The 19,782-nt window shown below is 33.6% G+C and carries 23 protein-coding genes; 8 read left to right on the forward strand and 15 right to left on the reverse strand.

The window, feature by feature from the left end:
* Position 1 precedes the first annotated feature (1 nt).
* From ACXY7N_RS04100 to ACXY7N_RS04115, 4 genes are all read right to left on the reverse strand, one after another.
* A complete protein-coding gene (locus ACXY7N_RS04100; protein ID WP_016134111.1) occupies positions 2-1,111 on the reverse strand; it encodes an ABC transporter permease in 1,110 nt (369 codons plus the stop codon).
* Positions 1,112-1,148: 37 nt separating this feature from the next.
* Positions 1,149-2,087, reverse strand: coding sequence for an ABC transporter ATP-binding protein (locus ACXY7N_RS04105; protein ID WP_016134110.1), 939 nt, complete (start codon positions 2,085-2,087; stop codon positions 1,149-1,151).
* A 136-nt stretch (positions 2,088-2,223) separates the two neighbouring features.
* Entirely contained in the window at positions 2,224-3,324 is a 1,101-nt protein-coding gene (locus ACXY7N_RS04110) for a sensor histidine kinase (RefSeq protein ID WP_016134109.1), read from the reverse strand.
* A 4-nt stretch (positions 3,325-3,328) separates the two neighbouring features.
* Positions 3,329-3,967: a response regulator transcription factor gene (locus tag ACXY7N_RS04115; protein ID WP_000694106.1), complete on the reverse strand. Its 639-nt coding sequence runs from the start codon at positions 3,965-3,967 to the stop codon at positions 3,329-3,331.
* A gap of 283 nt (positions 3,968-4,250) precedes the next feature.
* Here ACXY7N_RS04115 and ACXY7N_RS04120 point away from each other — a divergent pair, with 283 nt between their 5' ends.
* The 4 genes from ACXY7N_RS04120 to exsE are packed head-to-tail and all read left to right on the forward strand — an operon-like array spanning position 4,251 to position 7,195.
* A complete protein-coding gene (locus ACXY7N_RS04120) occupies positions 4,251-4,733 on the forward strand; it encodes an RNA polymerase sigma factor (protein ID WP_016088449.1) in 483 nt (160 codons plus the stop codon).
* On the forward strand, positions 4,730-5,173 hold the full coding sequence (locus ACXY7N_RS04125) for a hypothetical protein (protein ID WP_016134108.1): 444 nt from the start codon (positions 4,730-4,732) through the stop codon (positions 5,171-5,173). Before ACXY7N_RS04120 ends, ACXY7N_RS04125 begins: the two co-directional genes overlap by 4 nt.
* The gene (locus ACXY7N_RS04130; RefSeq protein WP_016088451.1) at positions 5,166-6,236 is read left to right on the forward strand and encodes a hypothetical protein; all 1,071 of its coding nucleotides are present in this window, start codon (positions 5,166-5,168) and stop codon (positions 6,234-6,236) included. Before ACXY7N_RS04125 ends, ACXY7N_RS04130 begins: the two co-directional genes overlap by 8 nt.
* Complete coding sequence (exsE, locus tag ACXY7N_RS04135) at positions 6,233-7,195, forward strand: exosporium protein ExsE (RefSeq protein WP_016134107.1); 963 nt, start codon at positions 6,233-6,235, stop codon at positions 7,193-7,195. Before ACXY7N_RS04130 ends, exsE begins: the two co-directional genes overlap by 4 nt.
* 30 nt (positions 7,196-7,225) lie before the next feature.
* Here exsE and ACXY7N_RS04140 read toward each other — a convergent pair whose 3' ends face one another.
* Complete coding sequence (locus tag ACXY7N_RS04140; protein ID WP_016088453.1) at positions 7,226-8,473, reverse strand: DUF445 domain-containing protein; 1,248 nt, start codon at positions 8,471-8,473, stop codon at positions 7,226-7,228.
* Positions 8,474-8,636: 163 nt separating this feature from the next.
* Positions 8,637-9,959: a D-serine ammonia-lyase gene (gene dsdA / locus ACXY7N_RS04145; RefSeq protein WP_016134106.1), complete on the reverse strand. Its 1,323-nt coding sequence runs from the start codon at positions 9,957-9,959 to the stop codon at positions 8,637-8,639.
* A gap of 150 nt (positions 9,960-10,109) precedes the next feature.
* Here dsdA and ACXY7N_RS04150 point away from each other — a divergent pair, with 150 nt between their 5' ends.
* Positions 10,110-10,655 carry a helix-turn-helix domain-containing protein gene (locus tag ACXY7N_RS04150; RefSeq protein ID WP_016088455.1) on the forward strand — a complete coding sequence of 182 codons (546 nt, stop codon included), beginning with the start codon at positions 10,110-10,112 and terminating at the stop codon, positions 10,653-10,655.
* 53 nt (positions 10,656-10,708) lie between these two features.
* Here ACXY7N_RS04150 and ACXY7N_RS04155 read toward each other — a convergent pair whose 3' ends face one another.
* From ACXY7N_RS04155 to ACXY7N_RS04180, 6 genes are all read right to left on the reverse strand, one after another.
* A complete protein-coding gene (locus tag ACXY7N_RS04155; protein WP_033659659.1) occupies positions 10,709-11,389 on the reverse strand; it encodes a prolipoprotein diacylglyceryl transferase family protein in 681 nt (226 codons plus the stop codon).
* Positions 11,390-11,406: 17 nt separating this feature from the next.
* On the reverse strand, positions 11,407-11,961 hold the full coding sequence (locus ACXY7N_RS04160; protein WP_016088458.1) for a TlpA family protein disulfide reductase: 555 nt from the start codon (positions 11,959-11,961) through the stop codon (positions 11,407-11,409).
* A gap of 18 nt (positions 11,962-11,979) precedes the next feature.
* Positions 11,980-12,693 (reverse strand): cytochrome c-type biogenesis protein CcdA, encoded by a 714-nt coding sequence (gene ccdA, locus ACXY7N_RS04165; protein WP_016134104.1) that lies wholly within the window; start codon positions 12,691-12,693, stop codon positions 11,980-11,982.
* A 54-nt stretch (positions 12,694-12,747) separates the two neighbouring features.
* A complete protein-coding gene (locus tag ACXY7N_RS04170) occupies positions 12,748-13,560 on the reverse strand; it encodes a M56 family metallopeptidase (protein ID WP_016088461.1) in 813 nt (270 codons plus the stop codon).
* A gap of 4 nt (positions 13,561-13,564) precedes the next feature.
* Entirely contained in the window at positions 13,565-13,978 is a 414-nt protein-coding gene (locus tag ACXY7N_RS04175) for a BlaI/MecI/CopY family transcriptional regulator (RefSeq protein ID WP_016134103.1), read from the reverse strand.
* Positions 13,979-14,088: 110 nt separating this feature from the next.
* On the reverse strand, positions 14,089-14,484 hold the full coding sequence (locus ACXY7N_RS04180) for a DUF3942 family protein (protein ID WP_016088463.1): 396 nt from the start codon (positions 14,482-14,484) through the stop codon (positions 14,089-14,091).
* Positions 14,485-14,877: 393 nt separating this feature from the next.
* Between ACXY7N_RS04180 and ACXY7N_RS04185 the strand changes: the two genes are divergently transcribed.
* Positions 14,878-15,576: a peptidase E gene (locus tag ACXY7N_RS04185; protein WP_016088464.1), complete on the forward strand. Its 699-nt coding sequence runs from the start codon at positions 14,878-14,880 to the stop codon at positions 15,574-15,576.
* A 56-nt stretch (positions 15,577-15,632) separates the two neighbouring features.
* Here ACXY7N_RS04185 and ACXY7N_RS04190 read toward each other — a convergent pair whose 3' ends face one another.
* Together ACXY7N_RS04190 and ACXY7N_RS04195 are read right to left on the reverse strand one after the other, a co-directional pair.
* On the reverse strand, positions 15,633-17,042 hold the full coding sequence (locus ACXY7N_RS04190; RefSeq protein ID WP_016088465.1) for an MATE family efflux transporter: 1,410 nt from the start codon (positions 17,040-17,042) through the stop codon (positions 15,633-15,635).
* Positions 17,043-17,142: 100 nt separating this feature from the next.
* Positions 17,143-17,907 (reverse strand): DUF2087 domain-containing protein, encoded by a 765-nt coding sequence (locus ACXY7N_RS04195; protein ID WP_016088466.1) that lies wholly within the window; start codon positions 17,905-17,907, stop codon positions 17,143-17,145.
* Between the two features lie 224 nt (positions 17,908-18,131).
* On the opposite strand from ACXY7N_RS04195, the gene ACXY7N_RS04200 reads away from it, so the two are divergent.
* The gene (locus tag ACXY7N_RS04200) at positions 18,132-18,917 is read left to right on the forward strand and encodes an MBL fold metallo-hydrolase (protein ID WP_016088467.1); all 786 of its coding nucleotides are present in this window, start codon (positions 18,132-18,134) and stop codon (positions 18,915-18,917) included.
* A 36-nt stretch (positions 18,918-18,953) separates the two neighbouring features.
* On the opposite strand, the gene ACXY7N_RS04205 is transcribed toward ACXY7N_RS04200, so the two are convergent.
* Entirely contained in the window at positions 18,954-19,145 is a 192-nt protein-coding gene (locus ACXY7N_RS04205; protein WP_016088468.1) for a hypothetical protein, read from the reverse strand.
* Between the two features lie 137 nt (positions 19,146-19,282).
* Here ACXY7N_RS04205 and ACXY7N_RS04210 point away from each other — a divergent pair, with 137 nt between their 5' ends.
* Positions 19,283-19,705 (forward strand): PH domain-containing protein, encoded by a 423-nt coding sequence (locus ACXY7N_RS04210; protein ID WP_488592294.1) that lies wholly within the window; start codon positions 19,283-19,285, stop codon positions 19,703-19,705.
* Positions 19,706-19,782: the final 77 nt, after the last annotated feature.

A 19,782-nucleotide genomic window follows, 5' to 3' on the forward strand; every position in this document is an offset into this window, starting at 1 on the left:
ACTATAGCCCCTCCCGTCTACGTAATGCAATAATTGCAATTAATAAAAAGAGTGCTGCTATTCCAAGATTTAAAGAAATGACTGGTAGTGCTGCCCCTACATCATTCGCATAAATAATTTTCATAACAGCTGTATTTGCCCACGTTAATGGTGATAAATTCGTAACGAAATTTTCTTCTATTACGAAATATGCGCCGCCAAAAATAGAAGCTAATTGCACTACCACCATAATAATAGCTCTAGATGCTTCAGGTGTTTTTGTAATATATCCAATCCCTAAACCGAAGCTAATTGCTAGAAAGACTTCTGTTAATAAAATAAGAAATATGATTCCAAGATGATCGCCCCAATTCGCTTGAAAGACAAATTTACTAAATAACATAACAAGTAATATACATAGGGCATTTGCTACAAGACTACCAAGCACTTTCCCAATGAAAATTTCAGCCTTACTTATAGGTGCAGCTATAAGGCGATCTCCTGTTTTACGTATTCGTTCGCCTCGAATTAGAAAACTTGCTCCCATCGCAGCGTACAGTGCAATCATCGTCGTCATTACAACCGCATAGTAATCCATAGAACCCGGTTTTTTCGCAGCTTGTAAAGATGTTTCTTTTATATAATCATTATGATTTCCGTTTGAAATAACTGTGCTCACCTTAGTAGGATCTACTTTTGCAACTTCGACCGCTACATTGTACTTATCAACAAATGTTGTAAGCATGCCTTCCACAATACTTCCCTCGATACTACTTTTGTCACTTCCGTACAATTTTGCGCCATCTTTATTTAACTCTACATAAGCAGCATATTTATTTTGCTTCACTTCTTCTTTCCCATCAATATCTTCAGAAGCTTTTTTAAAATGAATACCCGATTTATCGACTTCTTTCGTAAATGCTTCAAACGATTGAGAAAATGTGCTACTCGCTTCATCTTTATATAGTACTTGTATATCCTTAATCGATTGACTATCGCTATTAAATGCATTACTTAACGCTGTTCCTAACACAAGCATAAGCACAATCGGAAATGCTAACATAAAAACTAAAGTTCTTATGTCTCTGAAATCTCTTTTAATATGCATAATTGCAATATTGAAGATGTTCAATTGATGAACCTCCCTTTACCTTTTCTTCATTTACCTTTTATTTATCTCGTAAGTTTCTTCCAGTCAACGTAAGGAATACTGTTTCTAAGTTTGGAGCCTGCTCCTCTAACGAACGGATTTCAATGTCATGATTAATGAAGTGCTGAATAATTTTATTTAAATTGTTTAATCCTGCATCCGAGTTTACCTTGATTACGTTCTCTTCAATTTGAACAGCTTTCACACCATTTACCTCTTTTAACTTTTCTACATCTAAATTTTCTATCGACTTTACTTCAATCCAAATGTCTTTCGTATCGGTAATAATCCCTTTTAACTGTTCTTTCGTTCCTTCTGCAATCACTTTACCGTGATCTACAATTGCTATTTTCGTGCAAATCTCTTCTACTTCTTCCATGTAGTGGCTCGTGTAAATAATCGTACTTCCCATTTCATTTAATTTTCGAACAGACTGCAGGATATAGTTTCTTGACTGTGGATCAATCCCAACTGTCGGCTCATCCATAATAATTAACTTCGGTCTATGTGCGATTGCACAAGCGATATTCAGTCTTCGTTTCATCCCGCCAGAAAAATTTTTCGGATAACTTTTATGTTTATCACTAAGCCCCACAAATTGAAGCGCTTCCTCTACTCTCGCTTTTAGTTCAGCCCCTCTTATTCCATACAATCCAGCAAAGAACTTCACATTTTCATAAGCCGTTAACTCTTCATAAATCGCAATATCTTGCGGAACAATACCAATATTCATCTTTGCAAATCGATTATGTTTCTTTATATTTTTTCCTAGTATGCTAATTTCACCTTCATTACTTCTTAACAACCCAGCAATCATATTTATCGTTGTACTTTTACCAGCACCATTTGATCCTAAAAAGCCAAATATCTCTCCTTCTTTAATAGATAAAGACATATTATCTACCGCGATGAAATCACCAAATTTTTTCGTTAAATTTTTAATTTCTAATGTATTCATCATTTCACCCCTATTTCGGTTTCTCTGCTGCTATTATAAACAAAAAAAATGAACCTGCTCAGTGCAGAAGTTCATTCTTTTCACATGAGATTATTCACTTCTTTCATATGAGATGATTCATCCTCGTCCCATTCTCTTATATCGGTAACAGCATTGTTACTGAAAAACCACTGGTCCCATCTACAATAATTTTTCCGTTTACAGATGCTGTTCGCTCCTCCATACCCATAATACCGAGACCTTTTTTTACAAGCACTGCACCTTTTCCATTATCCTTCACTTGCACTTTCACCATCTTGTTAAGTACATGAATATCGATTGAAATGACTGTCGCATCAGCATATTTCATTGCGTTCGTTAGTGCCTCCGTAATATTTTCGCCGATAATCTTCCACTGAATGGGAGAAATCATATCTAAGTTCCCTTTATATACGAATGGAATATTTATATCATGCTTACCGGCAAATTCCTCTATGAATAATTTCATACGATGAATACCAATTTGCTCCGTTGGTGGCTTCATATTTTTTAATGTAATGCGAATACTTTCAATTCCATCTTTCGAAATATGAATTGCATTTTGTAATAACTCCGCAGATTTTTCTTTATCTATTTCCATTAATCTCTTCGCTGCTTCCATTTGAATGAGTGCACCCGTCATCGAGTGACCAATTTTGTCATGAATTTCTTGTGATAACCGATTCCTCTCTTCTAACTTAAATGTGTATTCTGACTGCCTTATGTACTCTTTATTTTCATTTAGGCTTTTCGTCAGCCGCTGCATATCTTTGCGCATCTTATCATTTTGTGATTCCAGCTTTAATACACGCGATATATACCGTTCTGCCATAGTTAATACAAGAAAAGAAAATGCAACAATTAATCCATATGTCATTCGAATACTTTCTTCCGTAAAGATAATAGGAATCATCATAATGATAAAGAGCTGCCATTTCTTCTCTATATAACGAAATATAATTTCATATAAGTTCAATGGTAAAAACAAAATAAAAAACGGGTGGATCTTCCATGTAAATAACATAACTACGCCAATTGACACACTAGTTAATATGTTTTTGTACGTATCTTTTTTAAATATAGAAATCAGAACGTTTACAGAAAGATATAACAGCAAAGTAAGTATAATCCATGGCAAGTTCGCAACATTTAAATAAATGTAACTAAACACAATATATATAAAGACAATTAATTTACTTACAATTAACCAAAATTCCATATCTTTAATCTACTTTCCCTGTTAAATAATAAATCGCGATTTGTGTGCGATGTTCAAGTCCAGTTTTCCCTAAAACAGATGTAATATAATTTGCAATCGTTCCTTCAGATATGAAAAGTTGCTTCGAAATTTCTTTATTCGAAAAACCTTTCGCAATTAATGCGATAATACTAAGCTCCCTTTCTGTAAAAAGACTTTTATCTATTTTACACTCTTCTTCTTTGCTTTCCATTAAATTAGATTTAATTTTATCAAGCACTACATCTTGCATAACAGTTTGACCGTTATATACTCCTTTTATCGCATCACGAATACGCTCCGGATCGTTATTTTTTAATAAATAACCTTTTGCTCCGTTTTTTACTGCATCCAAAATATATTCATCATCATCAAACGTCGTTAAAATTAGCGGTTTCGTTTTTGTCTCTTCACAAATGAACTTTGTTGCCTCTACCCCGTTCATATTTGGCATACGAACATCTAGAAGCGCAATATCAACGTCGTTCTTTTTGCAATATTCCACCGCTTCTTTCCCATCATTTACTGTATCTACCACTTCGAACTCTTCGTATGTATTTAAAATAATTTTCATACCTTCCCTAATAAAAGAATTATCGTCTGCTATTAATATTTTAATTTTCATGTTTGTTAGTATGGACCTTCCCCTACTAACATTCACATCCCTTCTTCACGTAACATTTCCCACTTGCTCATTATATACTTCTGCTTACCATTTTTTCACACCTTTTTTCATATAGCTTCCTTCCTAAAAATATATTATTCTTTTTTTACAACATGTGTAGGGTGACCAATCATTTCTTACGTCTATATAATAGAATGCGTCAAAAAGGAGGGAGAGACCCATTGAGGAAAAACAATTAATTGAAAAAGCACAGCAAGGAAGCGAACATGCTTTTCGTATCCTTATGCAAACATATCGTCATTATATTTTTCAAGTTATCTTTTCTATTTTAAGACATGAAGAAGATGCGAAAGATGTTACACAAGAAGTATTCGTAAAAATTCACGCCTCTCTCCCTAATTATCAATTTCGCGGACTAAAAACGTGGATGGCTCGTATTGCCACCAATCACGCTATTGATTATAAGAGAAAGAAAGCTAGAGAAAACGATGAACTCTCCTTATGTAAAGAAACTGCGGAAAATATAAAATCCTCTTATAATGTTGAGGCTTTATTATTGACGAAAGAGCAAAAATTACTCATTGCTCAAAAACTGAGAGAACTTCCCGAAAATTACCGTGACGTCGTTCTCGCACATTACTTAGAAGAAAAAAGTTATCATGAAATTGCTTTGCAGGAAAATATTGAAGTGAAAACAGTCGAAATGAAACTGTACCGGGCAAGAAAATGGATTAAAAAACATTGGAAGGAGGAAGAGTTTCTATGATGCATTATTCAAAAGAAGATTGGCGCAATTATACATTAGATTTTATAGAAAGCAATGAACGTGAATCTATGGAAGAACATCTTTATGAATGTGATCATTGTTTAGCACTTTATATGGAAAGTATTGATGAACAACATGAAAACCTTCCAATGATAAATGATGATTCATTTACGAACGAAGTTATGACGCAAATTAATTTTGAAATACTACAGTCTAATGAAAATATAAAAACAAACTCGCTAAAGCGCACGATCATTCACTACATAATTGCAACTGCGGCTACAATTATTTTTATGGTAAGTGGTTTATTCCAGTATATTTTCACAGCGACATCAAATTTCGAGAAATCTTCAAAACATAACGAGTCTTCTATCTCACAAAAAATTGTAAACAAATCGGTAGACACATCAAAAAAGGACGGAGGTTCAAAGCATGAATAAAAATCCCTTTTTAGCACTTGTATTAGGGCTAATTCCCGGGCTTGGACATTTATATTTAAAGAAGTTTGGACGGTTTATTTTATATAGCGGAGGGGCTGTATTTCTATTTATCTTTGCAGCATTTTGTACAATAGCATTAGGATCCCGTGATATTGCTTTTCTTTCTCTATTTTTACTAGTCGTGTTATGGGCGATCAATTTATTAGATTTAGTTATCACTATTATTAATCAATCGAAAAAACAAGCTGCCGGAGAATTTACAGAGTCATCTAAAGAGAGCGAACGATTTTATATCATTCTTCTATCAATCATTCCTGGACTTGGACATTTTCAATTAGGCCTTATGCAACGTGGACTTACATTTTTAGTAGCTTGCACAGGAATAGGAAGTATGATTATTTTCGTTGCGCTCTTAACATCACAAGAAAGTTTCCTTATCTTTCTTATTACATTACCTGTTTTATGGATTTACAATTTCTTCGATGTTGTTCAACAACTACAGAAAAAAGAACGTGGCGAGCAACTAGATGATCGTACTATTTTCGAAGAGTTTGAAGAGCACCGTGAACAAGGAAAGAAAAATAAAACATTCGCTTCTATTTTAGCGATGTTTCCTGGAGCAGGACATATGTATTTAGGCCTACAGCGACGTGGTCTTCAGCTTATGGCAGCCTTTTTACTTTCCATATATTTACTTGACTTATTAAGGCTTTCTGCATTTTTATTTTTAGTACCAATCATTTGGTTCTATAGCTTTTTTGATGCTTTACAGCAAACTACAAAGTATGGAAAAGAACGTGTACATGATGAACCTATCATTGATTATTTTATCAATCATCAAAGATGGATCGGTATTGGGTTAATTGCACTAGGTGGTTATTATTTATTAGATCAAACGGTCCTTCCTATTTTGAATGATTACTTTTCAACTATATTTAACATTCATCTTAGCGAGCTATATTATCGCTATTTCCAAACATCTATCGTTGCACTCCTCTTAATTGGTGGTGGCTTTAAATTGTTACTTGGAAATAAAGAAAACAAAGGTGGTACAAAAGAATGAGAACATGGCGCGTTGGAACATTTTCTATGGGGCTATCTATTATCGCACTAGGTTGCTTCTTACTATTTTCAGTTATGAAAGGCACTCAAGTATTAGATTCTTTAACAGCATGGTGGCCTGTTTTACTTATTATACTTGGTATGGAAATTTTACTATACCTTCTATTTTCTAAGAAGGAACAATCATTTATTAAATATGATATTTTTAGTATTTTCTTTATCGGTGTTTTAGGAAGTGTTGGAATTGCTTTTTATTGTTTATTATCAACTGGATTATTAGATGAAGTTCGTTACGCCTTTAATACAACTAGACAAACGAACACGATTCCAGAAAGTAAACTTGATATTCCTGAATCTATCAATAAAATTGTAGTGGATGCAGGTACAGACAATTATCCTCTAACGATAGACGGCAGGAACTCAAATGAAGTTAGCCTTCTTGGAACATACGAAATGACGACAAAAGGAAATGAAAAACTCAATTTAAAACAAGAAGATTTTCTTTCAGTTCAAACGACTGGGGAAACAATGTATATAACATTAAAGTCATTACCGTTTCATCAAAGAATGTTTGGTCATGAACCACGAGTAAAACCGACGCTTGTACTCCCACAAACGAAACATGTAGAAATTCGTGCTTCTAATCGAGATCTTTCTCTTTATCCAGGTCAATTACAAAACAATTGGTTTGTACAAGAAAGCTCAGGTGTATCTGTTCATTTAATAAAAGAGAGTGACGTATCTCTAACAGCAGTAACAAATCAAAAAGAAGCTATTGGAAATACACCTTGGGAACAAGTAGAAGATTTAACAAAAAAAGAAAACAATTCTTCAGAAGAAAATCCAGAATTAAACGAGCAAGAACATTGGTATAAAAATTCGATTAAAACAGGCAATGGGACGTACAAGTTAAACATCGAGAAAGCTTACAATTTAAATATGAGTGTTATTGAAAAATAAGAAACCTTCCACAATTGTGGAAGGTTTTTCTCATATAATCGCTTTAATTCCTTCTAACACTAATCCAATCATAAATCCGCAAACAGCCCCGTTTACTCGGATCCACTGTAAATCTTTTCCTACATTATTTTCAATCATTTCGATTAATGTTTTATCGTCTAACTTATCAAGGTTTTCTTGTACAAGCTTTCCAATTTTCGAATGATTCTTTTCAACCAGTGTGACAACTTGTTTTTGTAACCAATCTTCTATTTTTTGAACAGTCTGTTCATCTTCTTTTATTTTGTTCATTTGTGTTTGTAAAAATGGAATAACATATTTATCCGTAAATTCTTCATTTTTCACAAAAGTAATTGCCCTTTGTTGCACTTGCTCCAGCATCTCTTTAATTTTGTCAGTAGCATTCCAATTGGCAATCCATTTTTCTTTCCAATTTTCTAACTCCTGTAGTAAAGCTTCATTTTCTTTTACATTTATAATTTCTTGACGAATTTTTGTTAAAATAAGTTGTCTTGTGCTATTATCAGCATCTTGTAAGCTGTTAATATTGCTAATGATAAACTTCTGCAAAATACCGCCAATTTTATCTTCATCTACAATATTCATAAATGATTTCAAAGTAAACTGCAAGAATCCATCTACTTTTATATTTTCCATCGCCTTCATACCTAAGCTTCCGAGCTGGTAACGTGCTTCATCTTGCGCTGTCCAATCTTTCACTTTTACTAATATGTAATCAAGTGTCTTTTCATCATATTCTTGCACAACTAATTGATCAACAAGCACTTGTAAAATGTTACTTGTATTAATTGTATGCAAATATGTTTTCATTTCTTTTTCAATAATAACCGCTAACTTTTCTGTATCTATTGAAACAATTGCTTTCTCCGCAATCGTTACAATTCCTTTCTTCACAGCATCAGACTGCATTTCTCTCTCAGCAATTTGCAGCACCATTTGCGCTAACTGCATTTCTTTTACTTTATTCGTAATACTCTCTTTTGTCAGCCATTCATTTTCTAACGTATTGATGAGTCCTTTCGTTACTCGTTTACGGTTTTTAGGTAACAAAGCTGTATGCGGAATTGGAATTCCCATCGGGTGACGGAATAATGCTGTAACTGCGAACCAATCTGCAAGTCCGCCAACCAATCCGGCTTCAAATCCACCTTGTATAATCTCTCCAGCTACCGTTCCTTGAAAAGGGATAGAAGCCGCAAAGCCTACTCCCATAACCCCAAGCGAAATACCCGCTATATATTTAGTCTGTAATGACATCGTATACACATCCTCTTATTATGTAAAATAAAGCTTTTTGTTGTATTTATTCCATATTAGTTATCCTTTATATATACTATAAAGAACTATTGTGAAAATAACAAAGATTTTTATGTACATGAAAAAATGAGGCTACAATTAGCCTCATTCTTCTTATTGGTGCCTATTCCGAACCTTTCTTATAATACCCATTCATTACATCTTTCGGAACCATACTACCGCCAGTTCCCCACACAATATGAGTGCCTTTCTGCACCTTCTCTATTAACTGTTGCTTTTGTAAATACGCATCTTCTTTACATACTTTCACTGGACCTATCATACCCGCAAGGGCAGAAGGCTCTAAATAAATATTTTCCGTATCTGCTAGTTCTTTTAATAATCTATATAACTCTTCATCACTTACTGTGTAATTTCCACTCAAAAATGGTTCCATCGTTTTCCCAACAAATCCTGATGGTCTTCCTACTGCAAGTCCATCTGCATCTGTTACATTATCAATACCGATATCTTGAACGGCAATTTTATCATGAAGTCCTGTCATTAATCCGAGTAGCATACATGGTGAATGTGTCGGCTCTGCAAAGAAGCAATGTACGTTGTCTTTAAACAATAGCTTTAAGCCAAATGCTACTCCGCCAGGTCCGCCCCCTACTCCGCAAGGAAGGTAAACGAATAAAGGATGTTCTTCATCTACTACAATCTTTAACTCTTCTAATTGCTTTTGTAAACGTGATGCTGCTACTGCATATCCTAAAAATAAATCATGCGAGTTTTCATCATCGACAAAATAACAGCTAGGATCAGCATCCGCTTGCCTTCTTCCTTCCTCTACTGCTTTACTATAATCAGCCTCATATTCAATAACGTTTACACCTTTACTTCTTAATAAATCTTTTTTCCATTGTTTCGCGTCTGCTGACATATGAACAGTTACATTAAAACCTAGTTTCGCACTCATAATCCCGATGCTTAGTCCTAAGTTACCTGTCGAACCTACCGCAATAGAATATGTTGCAAAAAACTCTCTACATGTATCACTATCTAAAATGGCATAATCATCTTCTTCTGTTAACATACCATGCTGCAATGCTAATTGTTCAGCATGCTTCAACACTTCATAAATGCCACCTCTAGCTTTAATGGATCCTGATATCGGAAGTTGACTATCACATTTTAAGAATAATTCTCCTAAAATAGGTTGCTCGTAATTTTTCTCTAAAGCTTGTTTCATTGAAGGGATTTTCACTAAGGGTGATTCAATAATGCCGTTCGTCTCTTTCGTTTCAGGAAAAACTTTCGCAATATATGGTGCAAAACGCTTTAATCTCTCTTCCGCATCTTTTACATTCTCTTCATTCAATGGGGAATCTTTTATTGCCGTTTCATACTTTTCCGTGTTCGGATTTACCCAAAACACTTCTTCTGTTGCGATTAATTTATTTAATAGTGGATATTCCTCTTTTAATTTCTCTATTTCCTTCATTTCTCTTCCTCCTCATAACCTTGTAGCTTACGATTCAATAAATTATAATTAAATTAATTTTAATATAGTTTAACATAAATCATTCACTTAAGTTAAGTTTAATTTAATTTATTTAAATATAATTTAATAAACAGTAAGGAGCCTTTAATCATGGAAAATATAGATATTGGGAAAAAAATTGAAAAACAAAGAAAAGAAAAAGGTTTAACGAGTAAAGAACTAGCAAAGTTGGCAGGTATTACACCATCTATGTTAAGTCAAATTGAGCGTGGGTCTGCTAACCCTTCTATTCAAACATTAAAAGTACTCGCTAAAGCTCTTGATGTTCCAACATTTAGCTTTTTACTTGAAGATACAAATACAGACGATTTAATTGTACGTTCTCATAAACGAAAAAAAATGATTATCGATAATTTATCATATGAATTGTTATCACCTGATTTCACAGGAAATTTAGCAACAGCAATTATGACTGTTCCGCCGAATACAGCTTCATCAGAAAATGTACTAGAACATAAAGGTGAGGAATTAGCCTTCGTATTGGATGGAACCATTACATTGCACTTAAACGAAGAAGAATACATATTAGAAACTGGTGATAGTGTAAAAATACCTGCTTATTTAAAGCATAAATGGGTAAATCAATTTGAGAAAAATGCAATTGTCTTATTTTCTGTTACTCCGCCGATTTTTTAATACATAATAAAAAGATAGCCACGCATGGACACACTCCATAGGTGGCTATCTTTTTATTTTTTCGGCACGAACATAATCCCTAAACTAATAACAAAAAAGCTCATTATTTGCTGTACCGATAAACCAAATAAAACCGAATTTTGTTCACTGACAAGCGAAAGAATGATATGAGCAAACCCTTCAATCATTAGAAAAACACTTATATTCTTTCCATTTCCGATCCTTTCATTTTTCATCCATAACAAACTTATTATACAAAGAGCAAGGATGATCTCGTATACGAATATAGGATGATATAAAAATTTAGATTCATATATTTTCACACCCCAAGGTAATGTCGTTTGTACACCTATTTTGTGGTGGAATAGAAAATAAAAAATAATACTCATACATAGTCCAATAGGCAATGCATCTAGTAAAATACGAAGCGAAAATTGCCCCTTTTTACTTTTCCAAACAATGTATACACTTGCAATTATGCATCCTACTACAATGTGTTTCATACTTCCTATAGCTAATAATGCTTGCAATGGCGACCTAATGGCCCATACTGGATTTAAAAACGCCGGTGCGAATTTCCATACAAATACGATAATTAGAAAAGCATTTGTTACTGCATCCATCATTTTTTCATATGGTACACTTTCGCTCTTCATCTTTCGTTTCATCAACATAAATCCAAATAGACTTCCAATTATAAGAGATACGGGTTGTAACCTCACGATCCACTCCATCAATACAAAATCCCCTCTTAACTCTCAATTAATTTCTTAAACTTCTCTTCTAATTGATCCGGAGGTAGCACGCCTCGTACTTGCTCTACGATAATTCCATCTTTATTAACAAAAAATGTCGTTGGTAAAGAAAATACTTTATAATCTAATCCGGCTACTCCATCCATATCTAGTAAAACAGGAAATTTAAATCCGTGACGATCTGCAAAAGCACTCGCTTCTTGCACTGGATCTCCGATTGTTGCATTTACTGCAAAAATTTCAACATCCTTTTTATATTTGTCATACAAATGAACTAAGTCAGGTGCCTCCATTTCACACGGGCCACACCATGATGCCCAAAAATTAATAAGATACGGTTTTCCTTTTGCATCATTTAACGAATGCAGCTTCCCGTCTAATCCTTTTAATGTTATGTTTGGCGCTTTAAATCCTACTTGTGGTAATACTTCTGTTTTTTGTAACTCCGCTTGTTTTGCTTTTCTTTCTTTTTCTTCTTTTTTTGTATTATAAAAGTTAACTCCGGCCCAAATTAGTGCCCCGGCCAGTATAATCGCAATTAGTTTCTTCACTTTTCTTCCTCCTCATTATTAAAAGCCTGTAAATCCACCAAATAGACGAATAAAGAATGCTGTGATCTTCGTCATTTGATTTGTGTACAATAAAATCCCTGTTATAATCATCATTCCACCCCCAATTTTCATCATGACATTGGCATATGTAACGATCCATTTTATCTTCCCAATAAAGAATGCCATCACGAAAAATGGAACCGCAAATCCAAGGGTATACGCGGTAATATAAAGAAGTGCCCCTTCAGGATTCGTTGCACCAAGCATGAGTACAGCTGAAAATATCGGTCCAACACACGGCGTCCAACCAGCTGCATATGTCATACCGACTATAATCGAGCGAATATATCCAGTCGATTTACTTCTATACTGCACCTTTTTCTCTGCCATAAGCCACTTAGGCTGAAACAAGCCCGTCATAAATAGCCCCATTAAAATAATAAAAATCCCACCAATTTGTTGAATCAATTTTTGGTTAGATGAAAATGTTATTCCAATCCAGCTTACTGATAAACCTAGCGCGTAAAATATAACCGAAAATCCGATCATAAAAAATACGGTATGTATAATCGCTGATTTTTGCATCATTCCACGATTTTCTTTTAAATCTTGAATAGACACACCTGTAATATAAGATAAATAAGATGGATATAGCGGTAAAGAGCATGGTGATATAAATGACAATACTCCTGCCCCGGCCACAAGCCAAATTGTTAAATCTGCTGCATTCATTTTATTCCCCCTAAAGCACTACAACAAGTAGTGTTAATTCTTAAAAAAAAGAGGCTATATGCACTCTCCGACAATCAGTACAACCGACATACAGAATAAACCTAATGTTACATATACCGAATTCGTATGTAACGGAATAGTAAGCTTAACAACTTTTTCATTTACCACTTGCTCGATTCGTAAATTTATTGCTGTTTTTGCAAATGAAGCTGTAACACATCGATTCTCCATTGTCTTTATTTTAATTAATTTTAATAATGCGCTGCCTAATTCGAATTTAGATTTCATTTTTCGCATCGCATACTTATCTGCTGCTAGCTCTTGATACACATGATAGCGCTGCAATAGCCCTTTTAATATCGGGATGTACACCATTCCTTCTGCTAATAACGTAAAACAAAATAATTTTAACGGATCTCGATTGTTTTGATGATATTCTTCATGAAAAATAATCGCATCCATTTCTTCCTCTGAAAATGTTTGAAGCATCCCTTCTGACATGACAACTTTCGGACGAAATAACCCAATTGTAAATGCTGCAATTTCCGTGGTCGGCAGTATATATATTTGTTTTCCTTTTCGAATGAAAGGGATAAGTACTTTGTGTAATTTTTTACTATAGAAACATTGTCGCCACATTCTTTTACACACGATGAACACAGTAAGTAGTAGAAATCCAGCGATTATAATACGAATGAGCGATAATTCTTTCATATGTTTTTCTAACTGAAACAAGCAAAAATTCGAAAGAAAGAACATCTTATTTTGAAAAAGAAATGGATATGTAACGTAATACACTAACATGCCAAAAAAGAGAGTACTAACAATGACTGCTAACAATACGATTTTACGCATTTGCCATTTCATTTCATTAATCCTCTTTTTTTAACTGACTCAATTTGTCTTCTAACTTTTTTATTAAAGTCGGATCAACCTGCTCTAACTCATCTAGCATATGATTTACAACCAAATCTCCATATTCCCCCATCAATTCCTGTGTCATTTTCTTCGTTTGATTGGATAAGAATTCTTCTTTTGTTTGTACAGCACGATATATGCCACTTCTTTTCACAGTCTGCTTTTCTAAGTGTAATTTCTCTACTAACCTGTTCATAACTGTCATAACAGTATTAAAATTCACAGGTGATTCTTCACTTAATTTCTGCTGCACTTCTTTAATCGTAATACCCTCGCTAGACCAAACAATCTCCATAATTTTCGCTTCAAGCGGTCCAAAGAAATGATTTAACCCTTGCTCATTTAATTTATAGTTTTGAGTAAACATAGTATAGCTCCTTTCACACTACGAATTGTAGTATAAATTAAATAAAAGGTCAAACACGAATGAGATACACTAAAATTCACTACCTATAAATACGTACGCCATTCCATTCATTATAATCCTAGCTTCTCTCCAAATGTTTCAAAGAGATACTGCTCTAATATTTGTACACTAAACTTCTCATTACGCCCAAGTGCAAATAATTCCCGATCTTTCGCTACGATAGTATCTAATGGAATAACGACATTATCCACTATTTTTGTAATTTCAATGATGTTACTTTTTACATTTACCTCTGTTTTAAATTCAATGTTTTCTAATACGATATGCGAGCGTCTTCCTGATGCCAAAAAAGTAAAGTTAGGATTTTTATAAATGCCAATTTCACTCTCTAATGGGTATAAATACTGAAAAATGATATCTCTATGTCCATCTTTTATTATTTTTTCATCCTTCTCATCATCTAAGTATTCTTTCACCTTCGTTGTAAATTCAAATCGAAAATCCACTTTTTTCACGCTCCCTCTTTGTATTTTTATATTAAATAAATATATTGAAATAATTTTACCATATTGTAATACAACTTCCTATTAAAAGTAAAAACTCATTTGTAAAATCTCTATTATTTCCGACTCTTTTTTTAAGTATAAGCACTCATCCAATATGAATTCATGCTTCGTTATATCTATTTAAACATATTCTTTCCATATTTTGAAACAATAGTATGAAGTATTATATATCAATAAGATGTTTCCAATTCATTCTTCTATATAGCTATCATCACCTTTACTATTCCAATATATTTAAACCGTATTTTCTACTTATTCATTACGTAAGAGAAGGAATGTAACTCTCTTCTATCGAATTTTTATATAACAAAAATGATTAGGTGGTGCTTTACTATGAAATTAGCTGTCATTGGTGGCGGTGATTTACAAGATTCAAATCATTTGCCTATTAATGAACGCCTTATAGAATTAACAAATAAACAGTACCCAAAAGTATTATTCATTCCAACAGCTAGTCACGATGATGAAAGCTATATAAAATTATTTTTAGACACATTCGAAAAACAATTACACTGCGATGTACAAATTTTACGTACTATAGCCGATACACCTTCTAAATATGAAATAGACGAAATGATTCAATCCGCTGATCTCATTTACCTCGGTGGTGGAAACTATATTCACATGCTTACACAATGGAAAGAACATGAACTAGATGAAAAATTATTATTTGCTTTGCAGCAAGGAACGCTCATTGCAGGGAATAGCGCTGGTGCTATGTGCTGGTTCACATCTAGTATCCGCTCAGATTATGAAGGTTCTGGTTATATAGAGAGCAATGGCTGGGGAATTGTGAACAAAAGATTTTGTCCACATTATAATCAATTAAATAGAATGAACGCCTTCCATTCCTTTTTACAAAATCATCAAGGTAATATAGAAGGAATTGCACTAGAGGATAATTGCGCTTTATATATTACAGAAGAATCTTTTGAAATTATCGGTGAACCTGAAAAAGCGTGGGAGTTTTATATGAGTGATAAAAAACTCATTAGACAACATTTTGATATCACTTTAAAAAGCTATTTATAAACATACACTTACAAAAAATGTCCCTAAGTATAATAACTTAGGGACATTTGCATTATTTAACTCACTAATCGTGTAATGCGTTTCTTCTGCCATGAAAGCTTATAATATGCATACTGTAATAGTAAACTGACAATAAATGCTGCTGGGTACCCAATCCATATTCCTTCTATGCCAAGATTTGTATGGTAAGAAAGATAATATGCTACAGGTACTTCGACAAGCCAAATTGATACAACGCCGATAACAGTTGGCCATAATACTGTACCACTCGCTCGCATTGTCGCACTAATAATTTGCGCATGCCCGAAAATTAAATAACTCCATAACGTAATCATAACTAGGCTATGAGCAATGTCAATTGTAGTTTGACTCGTCAAAAATAACGATAAAATGTCTCTTGAGAACAAGTAAATAAGAGATATTAATACACCACCGATGACATAGTTCATGATAATTCCGGCCTTCACAACTTTCTGCAATCGATCAAATTGATTCGCACCAATTGATTGCGCCGCAAAAATGGAGACAGTAATACCAAGACTAACTGCTGGCATTTGTACATAACTTGCAACTTGGTTCACAACTCCATATGCCGCTGTTGCATCCGAACCGTAACGATTTACAAACGCGATTACCGCAATTTCAGATAATGAAACTAATATCATATTAATACTCGCCGGAATACCAAGCCTTAGCAATAGCTTTAATAACTCCCCATCCATCCGAAGGTATTTTCTAACCGTGCCATCCAATTGTAATGGGTGATTTTTCTTCTTTAAATACACTAACATGACAATGAACGTAATCACTGTAGATATAACAGAAGCATAGGCTGCTCCATACACATCTAATTTCGGAGCTCCTAGCCATCCAAAAATAAGAATCGGTAATAAGATCATATTTAGCGCTGTACTTACAATTAAAAAGTAAAATGGTGTTTTAGAATCTCCTGTACCTCTCATAAATGTTGTGTATGCGAAGTATAAAAATAATACTGGCATCGATATAAATAAAATACGTGCATAGTGTACACTTATTTCAATAATATTTTCTGGCGTTCCCATAAGGCGCATAATATCCATCGCAAAAATACTACCTATTATCGCCAACACAACTCCAATAATAAAGGTAAATGTCAGTGTCGTACCAACGATAGCTTTTAAACGATCTTCGTTTTTAGCACCAAACGCCTGACCAATTAATATAGAACTTCCTGAACCGATACCAATTACGAATGAAACGAGTAGGAAAAATAGTGGAAAGAATGCTGATATGGCCGCTAAATCATTTACACCAAGCCATCTTCCTACTACTACCATACCAAATAATTGTCCAACCGATTGTAATACATTACTTAATAGTAACGGTACTAAAAACATCGACATCGATTTCCATATCGGTTTACTCTTACTTTCTAACTTATGTGACTCCGCACCTTCTTTATTATTATCTGTAGGTGGTTTCAAATTTCATTTCTCCTTTTATTAAAAATCTATTTTTTCAATTTCCATCTCTTTGTATAGTTGTTATAATGATATACTTCTATTCATTTTCTTTTTCGTATTATTATAACTTCACCCAATATTGGCTTCCATCAGCTGTTCTATCTAAAAAACCATATTCGATTAAATATCTTCTTAAAGTCACAAAATCCGGATATACGCTTTCTATGATAGTATTTACTTCTTTTTCAGTATACTTTTTATTACTATCAAACTTCGTCACTAAATGGCGTAATATAATTAATTTACGCTTTTGCTTTTTCGGGAATTTAGAAAGCGGTCCATCTAATCCTTCTGTAAAATGAGCTTTTAATACTTCATCATTTTCTTCTTGCGTAATATTGTAACGATCATCCACCATCGTTGCTGTTCTATGAATGGGTACAAATTTCGTTTGTACTTTTGATTTTTCTTCTGACAGTTCCATTAATGCTAAAAATACTTTCGCCTGTTTCATTTTCTCTCGAAGTGTAAATCGATGATTTCGGATGGTTGAAGTACTTCCGCCATCCATCTCTTTTACAATCTCTTTATCATTCAGCCCCATATGGAAAAACTGAACCATTTTCTTTTGCAAATCAGTTAAACCCGTATACTTCTTATCAAGGTTTAATAAATAATCAAACATAGACGTATGTTCATTTTGCACATGCACTTGTACAAACTTCTCTGCTTCATACAAAACTTGATTATCTTGATAAATAACACCCTTAATAAACGCTTCTCCACAAGCTAAACAAATATATTCCTCTGCTTCCTCATCAAACACATACCCTTTTTTCAATTCCTCTACCGACGCATCCCAAAACTTCTCTGAAATATCACTCATACTAAACACTCCTTTAAAATGTTTATCTAAAAACAAACAAATTTCAATATCGTTTATTATCACTTCATCATCTTAACACAATCAAAATAAACATTTCAATGTTTCGTTTACCCATTTTACAAACTTTTATAAAAACGTCTATTAGATATTCTTTAAAAAGGACATAAAGCAACGAAAAGCGAATGTATTTAATAAATGAATTACGATAGGATGTGAAACAAAACATGACTATTCTACAAGACCCGTGGTTTACTGTTAAACAGATCGCCCAAAATACATATGCGATTAGTGAATATGGACATTGGGAGAAAGTACATTCCTTCTTACTTGTAGGCGATACTACCGCACTCCTTATCGATACTGGACTAGGTATCGATAATCTGAAGCGTATAACTGACCAACTAACAAACTTACCAATTACTGTCGTCACAACACATGTCCATTGGGATCATATCGGTAGTCACGCACAATTCGAAGAAATCTATGTACATGCTTTAGAGGAGGATTGGCTCATTAACGGTATAAAAGGACTTCCTATTACTCAAATTAGGCATGACCTCGCACGTGATATTACTTTACCTACACCTAAAACATTTCAACCTGAAACATTCAAACCCTTTCAAGGGACACCAACAAAATTACTACAAGATGGAGACATGATTGATATCGGAAATAGGAAGATTCAGATTATACATACCCCAGGTCACTCACCGGGGCATATTTGCCTATACGATTATGAAACTGCGTTTTTATTTACAGGAGATTTACTTTATGAGGGCACGATTTTTGCGTTTTATCCATCGACAAATCCTATAGATTTAGTTCAGTCTCTAAATAAAATTACAAACATTTCTCCTATTAAACAGATTTTTGGTTCACATCATACCCTCGGCCTTTCACCTGTTATATTGAACGAGGTGAAATATGCTATTCAATATTTAAATGATAAAGAGCTGATTAAACATGGGACTGGTATTCATACATTCCAAAACTTCAGCCTTCAATTTTAACTACAAAAAAGGTGTTTCCGTATAAGAAAACACCTTTTACCTTCTATATATTCTATGTATAACCTCTACTAACACTTTACTTGTCTGTACAAATATATGCTTTCGGTTTCCATCCTCAACGAATTTATGAGCACAACTACCCATAATCATTATACAACTAATTATGACTAGCGCTACCTTTCTATTTTTGTAAGTCACTTCAGCCACTCCACTATTACCAAACTCCATTTAAATTTATCCCATCAAGAAATTTTACACGAATAATAAGCCGAAAGAATATGCAATTCTGCATATTCACACGTTTTATTACGATGTTATGATTTAATTTAGTTTAGTTACAGTACACGTATACCGAGGTGACTAACTTGAAATTTAAAGCGAAAAAGAATCCATTTCACGTAATTTTTATTACTTTATTTATAATTATTTTTTTCATTTCACTATTCTTCAAAAATGAAAATTCTATTTTTTTCACTTTCATGATGCTGCTAAATGTCGTGAATCTTTCTTCATTCTATTTTTCTCATTACAATATAACTGCATCATCTCTTATTGTAAAACACGGTTTCATATTTCATACTGAAATTCCATTTGAAGAAATTCGTCACATTAAATACTCTGGTAAAAAACTTCATTCAGAACAATGGACTAGACAGCAATTGGAAATCCATTACAATCTATTTGACTCCGTAACAGTTTTTGTACCCCAAGAAGAAGATACTTTTATTTCACTCTTAAAAGAAAAATGTCCACATATGAAAGTATTGAATACGCCTGCTAACAAATAATATATTTTGGCACTTGCAGTAGTACAAATGTAGGACATAAAATAAATATCAAAAAAGCCAAGATTCTGAACAAAGAA

Source organism: Bacillus sp. 5w2 (assembly GCF_054353775.1).